The organism is Saccharothrix saharensis (genome assembly GCF_006716745.1).
Taxonomy (GTDB): Bacteria; Actinomycetota; Actinomycetes; order Mycobacteriales; family Pseudonocardiaceae; genus Actinosynnema; species Actinosynnema saharense.
This window is the reverse complement of record NZ_VFPP01000001.1, coordinates 4081253-4099003: the sequence shown is the minus strand read 5'-3', so window position 1 is coordinate 4099003 and position 17751 is coordinate 4081253. Positions and strand designations below refer to the sequence as shown.

General features: G+C 72.4%; 12 protein-coding genes and 1 tRNA gene. 7 read left to right on the top strand and 6 right to left on the bottom strand.

Translation table 11 applies throughout. The features are described 5' to 3' along the window. Positions 1 to 13: 13 nt before the first annotated feature. The 4 genes from glmU to FHX81_RS17685 all read right to left on the bottom strand — a co-directional run bounded on the left by glmU (position 14) and on the right by FHX81_RS17685 (position 4823). A complete protein-coding gene (gene glmU / locus FHX81_RS17700; RefSeq protein ID WP_141979219.1) occupies positions 14 to 1492 on the bottom strand; it encodes a bifunctional UDP-N-acetylglucosamine diphosphorylase/glucosamine-1-phosphate N-acetyltransferase GlmU in 1479 nt (492 codons plus the stop codon). Between the two features lie 67 nt (positions 1493 to 1559). Beyond that, on the bottom strand, positions 1560 to 3206 hold the full coding sequence (locus FHX81_RS17695; protein ID WP_246107864.1) for a GGDEF domain-containing protein: 1647 nt from the start codon (positions 3204 to 3206) through the stop codon (positions 1560 to 1562). Between the two features lie 92 nt (positions 3207 to 3298). Continuing rightward, positions 3299 to 3369 (bottom strand) — tRNA-Gln (locus tag FHX81_RS17690). Between the two features lie 308 nt (positions 3370 to 3677). Further along, positions 3678 to 4823, bottom strand: a complete 1146-nt coding sequence (locus FHX81_RS17685) for an alpha/beta hydrolase family protein (RefSeq protein WP_141979218.1) — start codon at positions 4821 to 4823, stop codon at positions 3678 to 3680. A gap of 155 nt (positions 4824 to 4978) precedes the next feature. On the opposite strand from FHX81_RS17685, the gene FHX81_RS17680 reads away from it, so the two are divergent. Next, positions 4979 to 5938 (top strand): acyl-CoA desaturase, encoded by a 960-nt coding sequence (locus tag FHX81_RS17680; RefSeq protein ID WP_141979217.1) that lies wholly within the window; start codon positions 4979 to 4981, stop codon positions 5936 to 5938. A gap of 114 nt (positions 5939 to 6052) precedes the next feature. Then, complete coding sequence (locus FHX81_RS17675; protein ID WP_053719425.1) at positions 6053 to 6646, top strand: TetR/AcrR family transcriptional regulator; 594 nt, start codon at positions 6053 to 6055, stop codon at positions 6644 to 6646. A gap of 156 nt (positions 6647 to 6802) precedes the next feature. On the opposite strand, the gene FHX81_RS17670 is transcribed toward FHX81_RS17675, so the two are convergent. Together FHX81_RS17670 and FHX81_RS17665 are read right to left on the bottom strand one after the other, a co-directional pair. Next, positions 6803 to 7942: a PQQ-dependent sugar dehydrogenase gene (locus FHX81_RS17670; protein WP_141979216.1), complete on the bottom strand. Its 1140-nt coding sequence runs from the start codon at positions 7940 to 7942 to the stop codon at positions 6803 to 6805. 37 nt (positions 7943 to 7979) lie between these two features. Beyond that, positions 7980 to 8510, bottom strand: coding sequence for a DUF4291 domain-containing protein (locus FHX81_RS17665; RefSeq protein ID WP_141979215.1), 531 nt, complete (start codon positions 8508 to 8510; stop codon positions 7980 to 7982). A 153-nt stretch (positions 8511 to 8663) separates the two neighbouring features. Between FHX81_RS17665 and mfd the strand changes: the two genes are divergently transcribed. The 5 genes from mfd to FHX81_RS17640 all read left to right on the top strand — a co-directional run bounded on the left by mfd (position 8664) and on the right by FHX81_RS17640 (position 17697). Then, the gene (gene mfd / locus FHX81_RS17660; protein WP_170232085.1) at positions 8664 to 12242 is read left to right on the top strand and encodes a transcription-repair coupling factor; all 3579 of its coding nucleotides are present in this window, start codon (positions 8664 to 8666) and stop codon (positions 12240 to 12242) included. A 13-nt stretch (positions 12243 to 12255) separates the two neighbouring features. Further along, positions 12256 to 13209: a SurA N-terminal domain-containing protein gene (locus FHX81_RS17655; protein ID WP_141979214.1), complete on the top strand. Its 954-nt coding sequence runs from the start codon at positions 12256 to 12258 to the stop codon at positions 13207 to 13209. After that, positions 13206 to 14120 (top strand): nucleoside triphosphate pyrophosphohydrolase, encoded by a 915-nt coding sequence (locus FHX81_RS17650; protein ID WP_141979213.1) that lies wholly within the window; start codon positions 13206 to 13208, stop codon positions 14118 to 14120. The genes FHX81_RS17655 and FHX81_RS17650 overlap by 4 nt, the downstream gene beginning before the upstream one ends. 120 nt (positions 14121 to 14240) lie before the next feature. Beyond that, positions 14241 to 17414 carry a S41 family peptidase gene (locus FHX81_RS17645; RefSeq protein WP_141979212.1) on the top strand — a complete coding sequence of 1058 codons (3174 nt, stop codon included), beginning with the start codon at positions 14241 to 14243 and terminating at the stop codon, positions 17412 to 17414. 94 nt (positions 17415 to 17508) lie between these two features. After that, positions 17509 to 17697 (top strand): hypothetical protein, encoded by a 189-nt coding sequence (locus FHX81_RS17640; RefSeq protein WP_141979211.1) that lies wholly within the window; start codon positions 17509 to 17511, stop codon positions 17695 to 17697. Positions 17698 to 17751: the final 54 nt, after the last annotated feature.

The following is a 17751-nucleotide window of genomic DNA, read 5'->3' as shown; positions in this document are numbered from 1 at the left end:
CGTGGGGTTCACGTCAGCGCCCTTCATCGGTTGTGCCTGCATTCTCGGGCGTCAGAGCGCGCTCCGCCGCTTCGGCCGAAGGCGTGCCCGCGCGGCGGGACACCACCCATCGGTCCAGGTTCCGCTGGGGTCCGCCGGACACGGCCAGCGCGCCGGGCGGCACGTCGCGCCGCACCACGGTCCCCGCGCCGGTGTACGCGCCGTCGCCCACGGTGACCGGGGCGACGAACATGTTGTCCGAACCGGTGCGGCAGTAGGACCCGATCGTGGTCCGGTGCTTGTTCACGCCGTCGTAGTTGACCGTGACGCTGGCGGCGCCGATGTTGGAGTGCTCGCCGATGGTGGTGTCGCCGATGTAGCTCAGGTGCGGCACCTTGCTGCCCGCGCCGATGTCGGAGTTCTTCGTCTCCACGAAGGTGCCGATCTTCCCGCGCTCGCCGAGCCGGGTACCCGGCCGCAGGTACGCGAACGGTCCGACGGACGCGCCGGGCCCGATCTCCGCGCCGGTGCCGTGCGTGCGGACCACGGTCGCGCCCGCACCGACCGCGCACGCCGACAGCGTGGTGTCGGGACCGACGACCGCGCCCTCGCCGACCGACGTGCCCGCCTTGAGCTGCACGTTCGGCTCGACCAGCACGTCGCGCTCCAGCCGCACGTCGGCGTCCAGCCAGGTCGTGGCCGGGTCGACCACGGTGACACCGGCGCGCATGGCCCGCTCCACGAGCCGGCGGTTGAGCTCCGCGCCCAACCGGGCCAGCTGCACGCGGTCGTTCACGCCCTCGACCAGCCAGGCGTCGTCGGTGACGAGCGCGCCCACCCGCCGCCCGTCGCCGCGCGCGATGGTCAGCACGTCGGTCAGGTACAGCTCGCCCTGGGCGTTGTCGGTGGACAGCCGGGAGAGCCCGTCGCGCAGCACGGCCGCGTCGAACGCGTACACCCCGGAGTTGATCTCGGTGATCTCCCGCTGCTCGGGCGTGGCGTCCTTCTGCTCCACGATGCCCTCGACCGAGCCGTCCGCGGACCGCACGATCCGCCCGTACCCGGTCGGGTCGGCCACCACGGCGGTCAGCACGGTGACGGCGTTGCCGCGCGCGCCGTGCTCGGCCAGCAGACCGCGCAGGGTGTCGGCGTCCAGCAGCGGCACGTCGCCGTAGGTGACGACGACCGTGCCGCCGAGGTCGTCGGGCAGTTCGGCCAGGCCGCAGCCGACCGCGTGCCCGGTGCCCTTCTGCTGCTCCTGCACGGCCACCGTGACCTTGCGGTCCAGCGCGGTGGACAGGCTGTCGAGGTGGTCGGCGACGGCGGCGCGGCCGTGGCCGACCACGACGGCGAGGTGGTCGGGCTCGGTGCCGGCGGCGGCGCGCACGGCGTGCTCCACCAGCGAACGACCGGCGATGCGGTGCAAGACCTTGGGGGTGGCTGAGCGCATGCGGGTGCCTTCACCCGCTGCGAGGACGATCGTGCTGACTGGGGTGGGGACACCCTCGAGCATCAGCGCTCTCCCTAGCTGAGTGCGTGCCTTCAGCGGGAGGGGCCTGGCTTCCCGCCAGGTGCCGATACTAAGCCTCCGAGGAGGGCTCGACTTCCACGGCCGCAACCTGGCAGCCACCTCGCCGCTTCGCCACGTACATCGCCGAGTCGGCCCGCGCCAGCGCCGCGTGCGCCGCCTCGCGCGGCCGCACGGAGATCACGCCCACCGACAGCGTCACGCCCCTGGACAGGTCGGAAGGCAGTGCGGCGACGGCGTCCACGGCCCGGGCGAGGGCCGCTTCGGCGGCGTGCAGGGGCGCTCCGGGCAGCAGCACGACGAACTCGTCACCGCCGTACCGCGCCACCAGGTCGTCACCACGCAACGCCTGGCGCAGTGTGCTCGCAATCACGCGGAGGACGTCGTCACCCTCGGCGTGCGAGTGCTTGTCGTTGACGACCTTGAACCCGTCGAGGTCGACGAGCGCGATGGCCATCGGGTGGGTCTGGGCGTTGATCAGCGCGGCCAGCCGGTCGTCCAGCGCGCGCCGGTTCGGCAGGCCGGTCAGCGGGTCCTGCAGCGCCTGCTGCGCGATCGCGCCGTGCGCCCGGGTCAGCCGCTCGTGGTCGCGCCGGGTGAGCAGGGTGGCGGTGCGCGCCTCCTGCATCAGCCACAGCTCCACCTCCAGCGCGTTGGCGTAGGTCTGCAGCGCCGAGATGGTGCGCTCGCCGTGCGGGCCGGACATGCGGGCGTACTCGCGGGTCAGGCACAGCATCAGGGTCGGCTCGGAGGTGTCGTGCTCCAGCCGGTCGCGGGCGTCGTGCAGCACCTGGAGCGCCTGCTGCGGCAGCTCCTCCATCTCCAGGCAGCGGGCCAGCGCGATCGACACGATGATCAGCTCGCGGGCGTACATGGCCAGCTCGCGCAGGGTCCACAGCCGCGCGATGTGCTCCGCCCCCGGCTTGGCCAGCGCGTGCGCCGCGCCGATCACCGGCACCTGCTCGGCGGCGCTGCGGTCACGCCTGCCGGGGTGCAGCGACTCGCGGAACGGCCCTTCGACGGCGGTGGCGATGGCCGACGCGGTGGCGAACCGCTCGCCCGCCTCGTCGAAGTTGTCCACCCGCTCCAGCCGCAGCCCCCAGCCGATGAGCAGCCGGGCCCGGTTGACCAGGTGCACGTAGATCTGGTGCGGGTTGGCGCTGTCCCGGATCGCGTTGTGCGCCCGCGCCAGCACCTCGTCGGCCATCTCGTAGACGCCGAGCTGGGTGAGCACGAGCCCGGTCGACTGCAACGCCGACGCCAGCAGCCGGTCCCACGTGCGCTTGTCCAGCATCGGGTCGGGTGCGAGGTCCTCCTCCAGCATCGCCAGGCCGCTGGCGACCTCGGTCAACGCCCGGTCCTCGAACCCGCCGAGCAGGTAGCGCCGCCCGCGCAGGGCGTGCGCCTCGGCCTCCAGCACGAGCAGGCCGTGCCGGCGGCAGTGCGCCAGCATCTCGTCCAGCACGGTGTCGGACAGGTCGACCAGGCCGGGCGTGACGATCCGGACCACGGCCGCCGCGCGCAGCAGCTGGCCGACGATCCGCGGCTCGCCGCGGCCCTGCGCCTCGGCCAGGATCTCGTCCACCTCGTGCGCCGCGTCGAGCTGGTCGGAGAGGTGGCTGCTCTGGGCCACGGCCACGAGCTCACTCGCGCGGCCGACCAGCCACGCGTCGGACATCTCGTGGAGCGCCGGCGCCACGTTGCCCTGCTCGTCGACCGCTTCCTCGTGCAGCGACTCACACCCCCATGCAGACGCAGGGCGGCCGGGACCTTCGTGGCCCGGCCTCCTCGCTCCGCCACCAGGATTCGAACCTGGACCATCGGAACCAAAATCCGAGGTGCTGCCTTTACACCATGGCGGAACGGTCGAGGCTCACCCCGACCGCGCGAACACATGTTGTCACGAGTGACCCTCGAAGGTCAGCACCACCACTCAAGTGGCGGCAACCGGACCGTGACTCGATCATGACACTGCGTGTTGTCGCAGGTCAAGCGCATGTGTGACGTGGCCCGCGTCACGATCGGGTGAACTCCGCGCGGCTTCCGATCGACTGCCGGCGGTCCCGCGCGAGGGTCGTGGGACCCCTGTGCGACACGATTTCGGGCAAAACAATCACCCGCTTAACTACCTGGCGTAGTCATTCGGGCACGGCCGGGTGGACCGACGCCGTCACCCGATGCCGTCGACCGAGCCGAGGAAATCGGTCAGCGCCCGGTCGTAGGACTCCGGGTCGACGTTCCACGCCGCCGTGTGCTCCGCCTCGGGCACCTCCACGTACCGCAGGGGCCAGTCGAGCCGGTCCGCCGCCGCGGCCAGCTCCCGTGACGCCTGCACCGGCACGGTGCCGTCCGCGCCGCCGTGGAACAGCAGCGTCGGCGGCCGGCGCGCGGGCGGGTTGGCGAGCAGGTCGAACCGGGTGAAGTCCAGGTCGGCCCGCCAGTCCGAGACCAGCTCCGCGATCGGCACCAGCTGCTCCGGCACGCCCCGGTTGCGCGACTGGAGCTCCAGCGTCTTCGTCCAGCTCACCACGGGCGCGTCCAGCACCGCGGCGACCACGTCGCCCGCCAGGTCCGACCGGCCCAGGAACTGGCCGACGATCGCGCCGCCCATCGACCAGCCGTACAGCACGACGTCGCGCGCGCCGTGCTCGCGGGCGTAGCGCACGGCCGCCTCGACGTCCCGCCACTCCGTGTCGCCCAGGTGGTAGAGGCCGTCCGGCGATCGGGGCGCGCCGTCGTCATTGCGGTAGGTCACGGCCAGAACGGGTAGCCCCAGGGCGTGCAACGCCGGCATGACCCGCAGCGCCTCGGCCCTCGTGCCGCCCCGACCGTGGACGGCGACGACCCAGGTGGGCGACGTCGCCGGGACCAGCCATGCCGGAGCGTCACCCAGTTCGGTCGGAATTCGCACTTCCGTGTACTCGAGGTCGAGTGCCGTGGCCGGGTCCGTGCGCCAGACCGACGTCTCCAGTCGCACCATGGTGCCGTCCGCGGGCGCCGTGCCCTGCAGTTCGCGCACCACGGTGCCCTCCGACCGGTGGGTCACCGGGCCCACCTTCGCGCCGCCGTCCGGCCAGACGAGACCCCATGTGCCCGGGAGCACTGTGACCCTGGACTCCGCCAGCGAGACGGTCCCGAACGCCGACGAGGTGACCGTGTCCCGGTACCCCGGACGCGCGTTCTCCGGGTCGAGCAGCTCGCCGCTGTAGTACCAACCGAACCCCAGCAGACCGCCGCTGAGCAGCAGTAACACGACCGCGAACGTGACGAGCGCGATGCGCGGCCTGCGGTGTCGGCGAACGGTCGGTGACCCCATCACCGAATGATGCCCCGGCGTTGATCGACACGCCCGACTTCCTGAGAAGACGCCATGACTTTGGCTCCGGCTATGGCGGCACGAGCTCGACCTAACTTACGCTTCCGTAAGTTACGGTTCCGTAGGTAGCCCCGAACACACAACGAGGTACATGTATGACCAGCACCCTGGAGAGCAGGTCCACGCCGCAAGGTCCGGAGGATCGCGGACCCAAGCCGATGATCGAAGGGCGACGAGGGCACGTCGAGCAGTTGGGCGTGTACGTGTTCGTCATCGTGCCGTTCCTGGCTCTGCTCGCGGCCGTTCCGTTCGCCTGGGGCTGGGGGCTGGGCTGGGTCGACGTCGCGCTGTTCGTCGCGTTCTACTACCTGGCCGGCCTCGGCGTGACCATCGGCTACCACCGGTACTTCACGCACGGCTCGTTCAAGGCCAACCGCGCCCTCAAGATCGGCTTGGCCATCGCGGGCAGCATGGCGCTGCAGGGACCGGTGATCGTCTGGGTCGCCGACCACCGCCGCCACCACGCGTTCTCCGACCGCGAGGGCGACCCGCACTCGCCGTGGCTGTTCGGCAGCGGCCCGGTCGCGCTGGCCAAGGGCTTCTGGCACGCGCACATGGGCTGGCTGTTCGAGCGCGACAAGACCAACGCGCAGCGGTTCGCGCCCGACCTGCTCGCCGACAAGGACCTGGTCCGCATCGACAGCCTGTTCTGGCTGTGGACGACCATCAGCCTGCTCGCGCCCGCCGCGCTGGGCGGCCTGATCACCATGTCGTGGGCCGGCGCGCTGTCCGCGTTCTTCTGGGCGGGCCTGGTCCGGGTGGCGTTCCTGCACCACGTGACGTGGTCGGTCAACTCGATCTGCCACATGGTGGGTGACCGCCCGTTCGCCGCGCGTGACCGTTCCGCGAACGTGTGGGCGCTGGCGATCCTGAGCTTCGGCGAGTCGTGGCACAACCTGCACCACGCCGACCCGACCTGCGCGCGCCACGGCGTCAAGCGCGGTCAGATCGACACGTCCGCGCGGATGATCTGGCTGTTCGAGAAGTTCGGCTGGGCGACCAACGTGCGCTGGCCGAACCAGCAGCGCCTGGCCCGCATCAGCGCCAAGAAGTAGTCGGACGACGAGCTGTCGCCTGCCCCTCGCGCTCCACGCGGGGGGCAGGCGTTTAGGGTGGTCTGGGTGGCGGGGAGACGGCGCGGCGACGGGACACCGGTGCCGCGCGTGCGGATGACGGGCAAGGAGCGGCGCGAGCAACTGCTCGACGTGGCCCGCGCGTTGTTCGCCGAGAAGGGCTTCGAGGTCACCTCCATCGAGGAGATCGCGCACCGGGCGGGCGTGTCCAAGCCCGTGGTCTACGAGCACTTCGGCGGCAAGGAAGGCATCTACGCCGTCGTGGTGGACCGCGAGATGCAGTACCTGATGGACCACATCGTCAACGCGCTGTCCGGCGGGCACCCGCGGGAGCTGCTGGAGCAGGCGGCGTGCGCGTTGCTGGACTACATCGAGGGCTCGACCGACGGCTTCCGGATCCTGGTGCGCGACTCGCCCGTGGCGTCGTCCACCGGCACGTTCTCGTCGTTGCTGAACGACATCGCGTCCCAGGTGGAGTCGATCCTGGGGCTGCACTTCTCGCGCCAGGGCTACGACCGCAAGCTGGCCGCGCTCTACTCGCAGGCCCTCGTCGGCATGGTGGCGCTGACGGGCCAGTGGTGGCTGGAAGTCCGCAAGCCGAAGAAGGACGAGGTCGCCGCCCACCTGGTCAACCTGGCCTGGAAGGGCCTGTCCCACATGGACCACAAACCCCGCCTCCGCACCCGCTGACCCCCGCGTGTCGAACGCTCAGGTCCCGAGTGTCGAACCTCCAGGACCCCTGAATTCGACGCTCAGGACGCGTGGGGCCCGGGTTGGCTGTCCTGAACGTTGAATTCAGGGGTCCTGAGCGTTCGACACTCGGGACCTGAGCGTTCGACTCGCGGGTCAGGAGGAGGGGGTGAGGCGGAGGATCTTGTCGTCGGTGCCGTTCGAGGTGGTGACGTAGAGCGAGCCGTCGGGGGCCGTTTCGGCGCCGCGCAGGCGGCCGTGGGTGCCGTCCAGTTCCGGGGGGATGGAGACCGAGTGGACACCGCCCTCCTGGGTGACGGTGAAGAGCAGGAGCTTGGCGCCCTTCAGCGCCGTCACGGCCAGGACGCCGTTCAGCGGACCCCACTGCTCGCCCACCAGGAACGCGGCGTCGCAGATCGCCTCCGTCGGCCGCCCCGACGACCACACGGCCGGCACGGCGTCCGGGAACCGCTCCAGGTCCGTCATCGGCACGTCCTCGTCGTACCCGCCGACCGTGCCGCCCCGCGACGGGTCCCACCCGTAGTTCCCACCGGGCCGCACCACGTTCACCTCGTCGTCCACCGACGGCCCGTGCTCCGCGGTGAACACCACCCCGTCCGGCCGCACGGCCACGCCCTGCACGTTGCGGTGCCCGTAGGTGTAGATCCGGTCCCCGAACGGGTTGCCCGGCACGCCCTCGCCGGTCGCCAGGTCGACCCGCAGCACCTTGCCGCCCAGGCTGGCCCGGTCCTGCGGCACGTCACCCCGCGCGGTGTCCCCGGTGCCGACGAGCAGGTCGCCGTCGCGGTCCAGCGCCATCCGGCACCCCGAGTGACGGCCGCTCGCCGCCGTCGGCAGCCCCGCCAGCAGCGGGTCCTTCACCCTGGTCGCCCTGGTGCCGTCCAGCTCCCACGTCACCAGCCGCACGTCGGTGGACGTGTTGAAGCACGTGGTGAACCGGCGGCTGGTCGCGAAGTCCGGGTGCACGACCAGGCTCATCAGCCCGCCCTCGCCCCGGGCCGCCACGTCACCGAGGTCGGCCTCCACGTCGGTCACCCGGCCGCCCTCGACCAGCGAGATCCGCCCCGGCCGCTGCGGCACGAGCAGCCGCCCGTCGGGCAGGAACCCCACGTCCCACGGGTGGCTCAGCCCGGACGCCACCACCTCGACCGCCAGCCCCGCGGACGTGGTCGTCGAGGGCGCGTCACCCCCGGAGCCGTCGGAGTCCCCGGAGCCCCCGGTCGAACACGCCGCACACGCGGCCAGCACCGCAGCGAACCCGAAGAACCGACGCATGTCACCCAGCATGACGACCCCCGTGTGTGCTCGACGTTCACCCGGACGGCTCCGGGTACGGCCGTTCGACGGGCAGCAGGGCACGTGCCGCGTCCAGGTCGCCGGCCCGCACCAGGGCGTGCACCCGGTGGGCCAGGGGCGTCACGTCGGTCAGCCCCACGACCCACTCCTCCACGTACCGCCGCGACGCCTCGCCGGCCAGCCCGAGCTGCAACGACCGGTGCGGGAGGGCTTGGAGGTGCAGGCCGCGCTCCGGGTCCCACTGCACCCGCACGTCCGGCTTGCGCCCGACCCCCTCGTCGCTCGGCACGGCCGCCCGCACCGCCCAGTCGAACCCCGATCGGGTGATTCGCACGGCCAGCACGCGCTCCTGGTCGGGCTTGGCGCCCCACCCGGAGCGGTACATCATCCACAGGAACGACGGCTTGACCCACGTCATCCGGCCGGGCTTGAACGGCGGCACGAACCGGCCCGCCGCCAGCGCGGGGTCGGCGATGGCGGGGGAGTACGCCTGGTACACGGTGATGTGCCGATCGTCGTAGTCGGCCCTGATCTGCTTCTGCTCCACGTACCCAGCGTCACCCCGCGGTCAACCGAAATCACGGGGCACCCGGCCGGCGGGGGCCGTAGGCTGGGAAGCCGAGAACCCCTCCGGTGGACGTGTGGACGTCCGGTCCCGGGCAGGGGTCTGTCCGCGTTTGATCCTCGGGGAGCCACCGCAATGCCCCAGCCCGGCCCGCTGTCCGGCCTGCTGACCGCTGTCCTGCCCGACAAGGCGCTGCGCGCCCTCGCCGACTCGGTCGGCGTGCCCGACCTGGAACTCGAAGGGCCACCCGCCGCCCGACCGCTGGTCGTGGCCGCGCTCGCCACCAGCGCGCCCGTCCTCGCGGTCACCGCGACCGGCCGCGAGGCCGACGACCTCAAGGCCGTGCTGTGCGACCTCATCGGCCCGGAGCAGGTCGCGCTGTTCCCGTCCTGGGAGACGCTGCCGCACGAGCGGCTGTCACCGCGGGCCGACACGGTCGGCGCGCGCCTGGAGGTGCTGCGCCGCCTGGCCCACCCAGCCGACAACCCGCTCAAGGTCGTCATCACCACGGTCCGCAGCCTGATCCAGCCGATGGCCCCCGGCCTGGGCGAGCTCGAGCCCGTGCACCTGGCCGTCGGCTCGGAGCACGACTTCGAGGCGCTGCTGGTCCACCTCACCGAGATCGCCTACACCCGCGTCGACATGGTCGAGAAGCGCGGCGAGTTCGCCGTGCGCGGCGGCATCCTGGACATCTTCCCGCCGACCGCCGAGCACCCGCTGCGGGTCGAGTTCTGGGGCGACGAGGTCAGCGAGATCCGCCCGTTCGCCGTCGCCGACCAGCGGTCGCTGCCGCAGGAGGTCGACGGGTTCACCGCGCCGCCGTGCCGCGAGCTGCTGCTCACCGCGGACGTGAAGGCCAAGGCCGCCGCGCTGGCCGAGCAGCACACCGCCGACGCCCACCTGCACGAGCTGCTGAGCAAGATCGCCGAGGGCATCCCGTCGGAGGGCATGGAAGCCCTCATCCCGGCGCTGTGCGAGGGCGAGCTGCAACTGCTCACCGACGTCGTCCCCGAGGGCACGCACGTCCTCCTCAACGACCCGGAGAAGATCCGGGCGCGGGCCGCGGACCTCGTGCGCACCGGCCAGGAGTTCCTGGAGGCGTCGTGGATGGCCGCGGCGGGCGGCGGGCAGAGCCCCATCGACCTGGACTCCAGCGCCTACCACAGCCTCGCCGACGTGGCGGCCTCCGCGCGGGCCCAGGGCCGGCCCTGGTGGACGCTCAGCCGGCTCACCACCGAGGGCGGTGACGTCGTCCGGCTGGAGCTCAAGCAGGTCGAGGCCTACCAGGGCGACATCGACCGGGCGTTCGCCGACCTGCGCGCCCACACCGTCTCCGGCGGCACGGCGGTGCTCGTCGTCCCCGGCGCGGGCACGGCCCAGCGCGCCACCGAGCAACTCCGCGAAGCCGACGTGAACGTGGTGCTGCGGGAGACGCTGGACACCGCCCCGAAGAAGGGCGCGGTCAGCGTCGTGCGGGGCGCGCTGGAGGACGGCTTCTCGCTGCCCGAGCTGGCGCTGGTCGTGCTCACCGAGACCGACCTGACCGGCGGGCGGCACGGCACGTCCACCAAGGACATGCGCCGCATGCCCAGCCGCCGCCGCAACGCCGTCGACCCGCTGGCGCTGCGGCCCGGCGACTACGTCGTGCACGAGCAGCACGGCATCGGCAAGTACGTCGAGATGGTGCAGCGCACGACCAAGGACACCGCCGGCAACACCGCGACCCGCGAGTACCTGGTCCTGGAGTACGGCTCGAGCAAGCGCGGCCAGCCCGGCGACCGGCTGTTCGTGCCGACCGACCAGCTCGACGAGGTCTCCCGCTACGTCGGCGGCGAGCTGCCCACGCTGAACAAGCTCGGCGGCAGCGACTGGAAGAACACCAAGGCCAAGGCGAAGAAGGCGGTCAAGCAGATCGCCGCCGAGCTGGTCCAGCTCTACGCCGCCCGCCAGGCCGCGCCCGGTCACGCGTTCGGCCCGGACACGCCGTGGCAGCGCGAGCTGGAGGACGCGTTCCCGTTCACCGAGACCGCCGACCAGATGGCGGCGATCGACGAGGTCAAGGCCGACATGCGGCGCACCGTCCCGATGGACCGGGTGATCTGCGGCGACGTCGGCTACGGCAAGACCGAGATCGCGGTGCGCGCGGCGTTCAAGGCGGTGCAGGACGGCAAGCAGGTCGTGGTGCTGGTGCCGACCACGCTGCTGGCCCAGCAGCACCTGAACACGTTCGCCGAGCGCATGCGCGCGTTCCCGGTGACGATCAAGGGCCTGTCCCGGTTCACCGACCCGCAGGAGGCCGAGCAGACCGTCACCGGCCTGGCCGAGGGTGACGTGGACATCGTCATCGGCACGCACCGGCTGCTGCAGAAGAGCCTGCGCTACAAGGACCTGGGCCTGGTCATCGTGGACGAGGAGCAGCGGTTCGGCGTCGAGCACAAGGAGCACATCAAGGCGCTGCGCACGCACGTCGACGTGCTCACGATGTCCGCCACGCCGATCCCGCGCACGCTGGAGATGTCGCTGGCGGGCATCCGCGAGATGTCCACCATCCTCACCCCGCCCGAGGAGCGGCACCCGATCCTGACCTACGTCGGCGCGTACGACGACAAGCAGGTGGCCGCCGCCATCCGCCGCGAGCTGCTGCGCGACGGTCAGGTGTTCTACGTGCACAACCGCGTGTCGTCGATCGAGAAGGCCGCCCGGCACATCCGCGAGCTGGTCCCCGAGGCGCGCGTGATCACCGCGCACGGCCAGATGAACGAGGACAAGCTGGAGAAGATCATCCAGGGGTTCTGGGAGAACGAGTACGACGTGCTCGTCTGCACCACGATCGTGGAGACCGGCCTGGACATCTCCAACGCCAACACCCTCATCGTGGAGCGCGGCGACCTGCTCGGCCTGGCCCAGCTGCACCAGTTGCGCGGCCGCGTCGGCCGGGGCCGGGAACGCGGCTACGCCTACTTCCTCTACCCGCCCGAGGCGCCGCTGACCGAGACCGCGCACGACCGGCTGGCCACGATCGCGCAGAACACCGAGCTGGGCGCGGGCATGGCGGTGGCCATGAAGGACCTGGAGATCCGCGGCGCGGGCAACATCCTCGGCGCGGAGCAGTCCGGCCACATCGCGGGCGTCGGCTTCGACCTGTACGTGCGGCTGGTCGGCGAGGCCGTCGAGGCGTTCCGCAAGCACGCGGGCGCGGACGGCGAGGTCGAGGAGGAGCTGGCCGAGGTCCGCGTCGACCTGCCCGTGGACGCGCACATCCCGCACGACTACGTGCCCGGCGAGCGGCTGCGGCTGGAGGCCTACCGCAAGATCGCCGCCGCGGTCGACGGCGAGGCGTTGCAGGCGGTCTGGGACGAGCTGAAGGACCGCTACGGCACCCCGCCGCTGCCGGTGGAGCGGCTGCTCGCGGTGGCCCGGTTCCGGCAGACGTGCCGCGCGCACGGCGTCACGGAGGTCGCGACCCAGGGCGCGACGATCCGCTTCGCGCCGCTGGAGCTGAAGGACAGCCAGCTCGTGCGGCTGCGCCGGCTGTTCCCCAAGGCGGTCCACAAGGAGGCCGCCCGCACGGTCAGCGTGCCTCGTCCGACGGAGGGAGCGGCCGGCGGCCGGATGGGCGCACCCCAGCTGCGCGACCAGGACCTGCTGGATTGGTGCGCGCAGTTCCTGGAGTCCTTGGCGGGTACTCCCGTGAGCGGCGTCACGAGGACGTGAGAAGGTACTGGTCGTGAGGACTGTGCAGAGGCGCTTCACCAAGATCGGCGCGGCGGTGGCCCTGGCTTCGGTGGCACTGCTGGTCGCGGGCTGCGGCACCGGCCCGAGCCACGTCGGCTCGGCCGCCATCGTCGGCGACACCGTGCTGCCCCTGGAGCAGGTCCAGCAGCGGCTGGACGTCGTGCTCGAGAAGGAGCCCGAGGCCCGGAAGCTGCACGACCAGCGCAAGCTCGACCAGGTCGCCCGGCAGTTGGTGACCCTGGGCGTGCAGCACGAGCTGATCGAGCAGGCGGCCCGGCGCGAGGGCGTGTCCGTGTCCGAGGAGGCCGTGACCGAGTCGGTCGAGCAGGCCGGCGGCGCGGAGGCGGCCTCGCAGAACACGGTGTACGACGCGACGACGTTCCGCGAGCGGGCCAAGGACCAGTTGCTGCTGGTCGAGCTGGCGCGCAAGTACGTGGACCGGATGGAAGTCACGTTCGACTACTTCTTCGTCAAGGACAACGCCGAGGCGGTCGAGAAGGCCAAGCAGGTCGCGGCGGACCCGGCGAAGATGGCCGGGTTCGTGGCCGACGCGCCGCGCAGCGCCGAGGGCCAGACGCTGTCCAAGGAGGGTCAGCGGGTGCGCTCGGCCGACTCGCCGCAGGCCGCGCAGTCGCCGTTGTTCGGCGTGCCGGCGGGCACGGTGGTGGCGTTCGCGCCGGACCCGAGCAGCGCGCAGTGGATCGTGGCGTACGTGACCGACCGCAAGACCGACGTGCGGCCGTCCGGCGAGTCGTCCACCGAGCAGTTGACGCCGCAGCTGCTGGAGCAGATCGGGCTGCGGCTCGTGCACACGCTGGCCGGTGAGCCGGAGATCCAGGTCAACCCCCGGTACGGGGTGTGGGACGGTACCGCGATCTCGCTCGCGGCCGGTGAGGGCGAGTTGAGCGGGTACCAGGCGACGGCGCGGGCGCGGCAGAAGTCGTGACGGTTGTCGTCGTAGGGGCTGTTCCGGTTCTGCCCGCCGCCGCGCTGTCCGCTCTGCGGGGCGCGGCGGCGGTGTACGCGGGGGAGGGTGTGGACGCGGCCGAGTGGTCGGCCGTGCCGGTGTCCGAGTTCGTGGCGGGCCAGCCGGTGGTGTTGATCACGACCAACCCGGATGAGCCGGTGGCGCGGGAGTTGGTCGCGGCGGGTGCCGAGGTGGTGCGGACGCCCGGGGTGCCGTTGCTGGAGGCGGCGGCGGTGATGGACCGGTTGCGGTCGCCCGGTGGCTGTCCGTGGGACGCCGAGCAGGACCACAAGTCGTTGCGGCAGTACCTGGTGGAAGAGACGTACGAGCTGCTGGAAGCCATCGAGGACGGCGACCGGGCGGCGTTGCGGGAAGAGCTCGGGGACGTGCTGCTCCAGGTTCTGTTCCACGCGCGGATCGCGGCGGAGGACGCCGAGGAGCCGTTCGGGATCGACGAGGTCGCCGGGGACCTGGTGGCGAAGCTGGTCGGACGGCACCCGCACGTGTTCGAGGGCGGGGACCCGGCGGTGCGGGACGCGACGTCGCAGCAGCACCGGTGGGAAGAGCTCAAGCAGGCGGAGAAGCGGCGTGAGTCGAGCGTCGACGGGGTCGCGATGGGGCAGCCGGCGGTGGCGCTGGCCGGGAAGCTGGCGCAGCGGGTGGCGCGGGCCGGGTTGCCGGTGGACCTGCTGCCGGAGGGTGACGACGTCGGGGTGACGTTGTTCGCGGTGGCGGCGGTGGCGAAGCTGGCCGGGGAGGACCCGGAGACCGAGTTGCGGGTGGTGGCGCGGCGGTTCGAGGCCGATGTGCGGGCGGCGGAGAAGGCGGCTCGGGCGGCGGGTGTGGAGAGGTTGACGGCGGAGGAGTGGCGTCGGTACTGGCCGCGGTGAGCCCTGGCTGAGGTGAAAGCGGGGTTGCGCGGTAAGCCCGGCTGTGACCTGCCTGAAGCGCCCGAACCCACGTCGAATCGGGCCTCGGTGGGTTGGTTGCGGGTCCGATAACGTCGAAGGGTGACCGAGGCTTACCTCCGCTTCCCGCACCTGCACGGCGACCTGGTGACGTTCGTCGCCGAAGACGATGTGTGGCTCGCGCCGCTCGACGGTGGTCGGGCCTGGCGGGTGACCGCTGACCAGGTGCCTGTGTCCTTTCCCCGCTTCGACCCGACCGGGACGGGGTTGGCGTGGACCAGTCGGCGGGACGGGGCGCCCGAGGTGCACTTGGCGCCGGTGGAGGGCGGGGAGGCGGTTCGGCTCACCTATTGGGGTGATTACACGACCGGGGTCCGGGGGTGGACGGCGGAGGGTGAGGTCGTCGCCGTGACGTCCACCGGGCAGGCGACCACGAACCGGCAGTGGGCGCACGCGGTTCCGGTGGACGGGGGACCGGCGAGGCGGTTGCCGTTCGGGTGGGTGGACGACGTGGCGTTCGGGCCCGGTGGGCAGGTGGTGGTCACGTCGGTGTACGGGCGGGACCCGGCTTGGTGGAAGCGGTACCGGGGTGGGGCGGCGGCGAAGTTGTGGGTCGACCGGCGTGGGGAGGGGGAGTTCGAGCGCATCCTGCCCGGGTTGACGTCGTCGCTGACGTCACCGATGTGGATCGGGGAGCGGATCGCGTTCCTGTCCGACCACGACGGGGTCGGGAGCCTGTACTCGGTGTCGGCGGACGGGTCGGACCTGAGGCGGCACACGGAGCAGGAGTTCTACGCCCGGGTGGCGTCGAGTGACGGTGAGCGGATCGTCTGGCAGCACGCCGGTGAGCTGTGGGTGTTGGACGGGTTGGACGGCGCCGAGCCGCGGAGGTTGGACATCCGGTTGGGTGGGCCGAGGACGGCTCGCCGGCCGCGGCACGTGCCGTCGCGGCCCGACGACTTCCACCCGGACCGGACCGGGCGGGCCAGTGTGGTCGAGGTGCGGGGGACGGTGCACTGGGTGACCCACCGGGACGGGCCCGTGCGCGCGTTGGCGGAGCAGCCCGGGGTGCGGGCGCGGTTGCCGCGGGTGGTCGGGGACGGCGTGGTGTGGGTGACCGACGCGGACGGCGAGGAGGGGTTGGAGTTCGCGCCCGTCGGTGGGGTGGAGCCGGGCAACGAGCCGCGGCGGGTGGCGGTCGGCAAGCTGGGGCGGGTGTTGGAGCTGGCCGTCTCGCCGGACGGGCGGCGGTTGGCGGTGGCCACCCACGACGGGCGGCTGCTGCTGGTCGAGGTGGAGTCCGGTGAGGTGCGCGAGGTGTTGAAGGGGGCGAACCCGCACGTCAGCGACCTGGCGTTCTCGCCCGACTCGAACTGGTTGGCGTGGTCGCACCCCGGGCCGCGGCCGTTGCAGCACATCCGGATGACGAACACGACGGACCTGTCCGTGGTGGACGTGACGCCGCTGCGGTTCTCCGACTTCTCGCCGACGTTCACCGAGGACGGCCGGTACCTGGCGTTCCTGTCGGTGCGCAGCTTCGACCCGGTGTACGACGCGCACGTGTTCGACCTGTCGTTCCCGACCGGCTGCCGGCCCTACCTGCTGCCGCTGGCGGCCACGACGCCCTCGCCGTTCGACCCGCTGCGCCTGGGCCGGCCGGTGGGCGACGACTCGTCGGACAAGGACAAGGAGAAGGACGAGGAGAACCCGATCACGGTCGTCGACCTGGACGGGTTGGCGGACCGGGTGGTGACGGTGCCGGTCGCGGCGGCCCGCTACTCGGGGTTGACGGCGGCCAAGGGCGGGTTGCTGTGGCTGCGGTCGCCGTTGCGGGGGGTGCTGGGCGACAACCTGGCCGGCCCGTCGGCGCGGGCGCCGCGGGCGGTGCTGGAGCGGTTCGACCTGGCCAAGTCGCGCACCGACGTGCTGGTGGACGGGGTGGACGCGTTCGCGGTGACCGGCGACGGGCAGCGGATGGCCGTGCAGGACGGCGGCGACCTGCGGGTGGTGCCGACGGACCGGAAGGTCGACTCCGACGACTACGACTCGGTGGACGTGGACCTGTCGCGGGTGCGGGTGGTGGTGGACCGGGCGGCCGAGTGGCGGCAGGCGTACGCGGAGGCCGGGCGGCTGATGCGGGACCACTTCTGGCGCACCGACATGGGCGGCGTGGACTGGGCTGGGGTGCTGGAGCGCTACCGGCCGCTGGTCGAGCGGCTGGGCAGCTACAGCGACCTGGTCGACCTGCTGTGGGAGGTGCAGGGCGAGCTGGGCACGTCGCACGCCTACGTGATCCCGGCGCACGGGTCGCGCGGGCGCGCGGTGGGCTTGCTGGGCGCGGACCTGGAGCGGGACGAGTCGGGCGCGTGGCGGGTGGTGCGGGTGATCCCGGGTGAGACGTCGGACCCGGCGGCGCGGTCACCGCTGGCCGCGCCGGGGGTCGCGGTGCGGGCCGGTGACGCGATCGTGGCGGTGGACGGGCGGCAGGTGGACCCGGTGACGGGGCCCGCGCCGCTGCTGGTCGGTGCGGCGGGCAAGCCGGTGGAGCTGACCGTGCGGCCCGGTGGCGGTGGTGAGCCGCGCCGGGTCGTCGTGGTGCCGTTGGCGGACGACGAGCCGTTGCGCTACCACGCGTGGGTGGCCGACCGGCGGGCCCGCGTGCACGAGCTGTCCGACGGGCGGGTCGGGTACCTGCACGTGCCGGACATGATGGGCGCGGGCTGGGCGCAGCTGCACCGCGACCTGCGGGTGGAGCTGGCGCGGGAGGCCGTGGTGCTCGACGTGCGGGAGAACGGCGGCGGTCACACGTCCGAGTTGGTCGTGGAGAAGCTGGGGCGGCGGATCATCGGCTGGTCCGTGGCGCGCGGGTACACCACGGCCGACAGCTACCCCGGTGACGCGCCGCGCGGGCCGGTGGTGGCGATCGCGGACGAGTTCGCCGGGTCCGACGGCGACATCGTGAACGTGGCGATCAAGGAGATGGGCATCGGGCCGGTCGTCGGCACCCGCACGTGGGGCGGGGTGATCGGCATCGACATGCAGTACCACCTGGTGGACGGCACGCTGGTGACGCAGCCCCGGTACGCGACGTGGTTCGCCGGGCCGGGGTGGGGCGTGGAGAACCACGGCGTGGACCCGGACGTCGAGGTGGTCGTCACGCCGCAGGACCGGGTGGCCGGGCGCGACCCGCAGCTCGACACGGCGGTGCGGCTGGCGCTGGAGGCGTTGGAGGCGCGGCCGGCGGCCGTTCCGCCGCAGCTCCCGCCCCTCACCTGATCGGGTTCACCTGTGCGTGTGATGGCGCGGTGGTTGCGGCCGGTGGTCCGAACCCGATCAATGAGGGGCACCCAAGATCGGGTTCGGGGGTGTCGTGAGCCGTCGTGAGTTGCCGCGCAGCGGGCGCGGGTGCCTGGCGGCGGTCGTGGCGCCGCCCGTCACGGTGAACCACACGCTGGTGAGCGTGCGCACCGAGGTCCGGACCGTCGCGCTGCCGCCGGTGGTCGTGCCCGCGACGCCGGGGTGCCGCCCCCCGCTCGTCGAACAGCCGAGATCGTCGTAGCCGCGCTGCATCCGGCATCGGGGGACGAATTGCCCGGCGATCCCGCCGTCCGGG